Origin of the sequence: Streptomyces sp. NPDC058683 (genome assembly GCF_042716195.1) — a bacterium.
Taxonomy (GTDB): Bacteria; Actinomycetota; Actinomycetes; order Streptomycetales; family Streptomycetaceae; genus Streptomyces.
Genome location: NZ_JBHXSK010000131.1, coordinates 1 through 1,930 on the forward strand (window position 1 = coordinate 1; position 1,930 = coordinate 1,930).

Annotated in this window: 1 protein-coding gene; it reads left to right on the plus strand. The window is 69.1% G+C overall.

From position 1 onward, the window contains the following. The first annotated feature begins 481 nt into the window (after nt 1-481). Entirely contained in the window at nt 482-1,927 is a 1,446-nt protein-coding gene (locus ACFWXC_RS52975) for a glyceraldehyde-3-phosphate dehydrogenase (protein WP_384491533.1), read from the plus strand. Nucleotides 1,928-1,930 lie beyond the last annotated feature (3 nt).

Below are 1,930 nucleotides of genomic sequence, written 5' to 3' on the forward strand. Positions count from 1 at the left end.
CCGCCTACGGCTACCCGAACCAGCAGCCCCACCAGCACCCGCAGCCCTACAACCCCAACACCCCCCCCCCCCCCACCCACCCCCCGGGGCCCCCCCCCCCACCGGGCTGTGTCCGGACGGGACACACCCGAGGCGCGGGGGGTGTCAGACCCCCCGGCCATGGCGACACCGAGCCCGCACCGCGCCGATGCCGATGTTCAGAGCGCGCCGCACCGCCAGCCTGGAGACCAGGTCCCGGCCCCACCCCGCCCCCCGGCGGACGGCTCCCGCACCCTGCCGATCGGTATGGCCGCCGACCGCGGGAGACCTGGACGCCTCAGGGGTGAGCGAGCGACCGCCACGGCAGAGGCCCGTACCGGTTCCGACCCGCACGACGCGCTTCAACCAGGGACGACCCACGTCACACCGGGACCCCCTTGATCGATCATTCACCGGTCGGTTTAGCATATGAGCGCCGCCTAGCTCGATCGAGAGTAGATCTGTGACTGTCAACGACGACTCGTTCACCAACTGGAAGAACCGCGAGGAGATCGCGGAGTCGATGATCCCGATCATCGGGAAGCTGCACCGGGAGCGGGACGTGACCGTCCTCCTCCACAGCCGCTCCTTGGTGAACAAGTCGGTGGTCAGCATCCTCAAGACGCACCGGTTCGCCCGTCAGATAGCCGGCGCCGAGCTGTCCGTCACCGAGACGATGCCCTTCCTGCGGGCGCTCACCACGCTCGACCTCGGTCCCTCCCAGATCGACATCGGCATGCTCGCCGCGACCTTCAAGGCCGACGACCGGGGCCTGGACGTCCAGGCGTTCACCGCGGAGGCGGTCGCCGGGGCCACCGGCGCCAACAAGATCGAGCAGCGCGAGCCGCGCGATGTCGTCCTGTACGGCTTCGGCCGCATCGGCCGTCTGGTCGCCCGGCTGCTCATCGAGAAGTCCGGCTCCGGCAACGGGCTGCGCCTGCGGGCCATCGTGGTGCGCGGCGGCGGGGCCCAGGACATCGTGAAGCGCGCCTCGCTGCTGCGCCGCGACTCCATCCACGGCCAGTTCCAGGGCACGATCACCGTCGACGAGGAGAACAGCACGATCCTCGCCAACGGCAACGAGATCAAGGTGATCTACGCCGACGACCCGTCCCAGGTGGACTACACGGCGTACGGCATCCGGAACGCGATCCTCATCGACAACACGGGCAAGTGGCGGGACCGCGAGGGTCTGTCGACGCACCTGCGGCCCGGTATCGAGAAGGTCGTGCTGACCGCGCCGGGCAAGGGCGACGTCCCGAACATCGTGCACGGCGTCAACCACGACACCATCAAGCCGGACGAGCAGATCCTGTCCTGCGCGTCCTGCACCACCAACGCGATCGTGCCGCCCCTGAAGGCCATGGCCGACGAGTACGGGGTGCTGCGCGGGCATGTGGAGACCGTCCACTCGTTCACCAACGACCAGAACCTGCTGGACAACTACCACAAGTCGGAGCGTCGCGGCCGGTCCGCGCCGCTCAACATGGTCATCACCGAGACGGGTGCCGCGTCCGCCGTCGCGAAGGCGCTGCCCGACCTCAAGGCACGGATCACCGGCAGCTCGATCCGGGTCCCGGTGCCGGACGTGTCGATCGCGATCCTCAACCTCCAGCTGGCCCGCGAGGCATCCCGCGAGGAGGTCCTGGACTACCTCCGCGAGGTGTCGCTGACCTCGCCGCTGAAGCGCCAGATCGACTTCATCACCGCCCCGGACGCGGTCTCCAGCGACTTCATCGGCTCGCGCCACGCGTCGATCGTCGACGCGGGCGCCCTGAAGGTGGAGGGCGACAACGCGATCCTCTACCTCTGGTACGACAACGAGTTCGGCTACTCCTGCCAGGTGGTCCGGGTCGTCCAGCACGTCTCCGGCGTCGAGTACCCGACTTTCCCGGCGACGGCGGTCTGACGC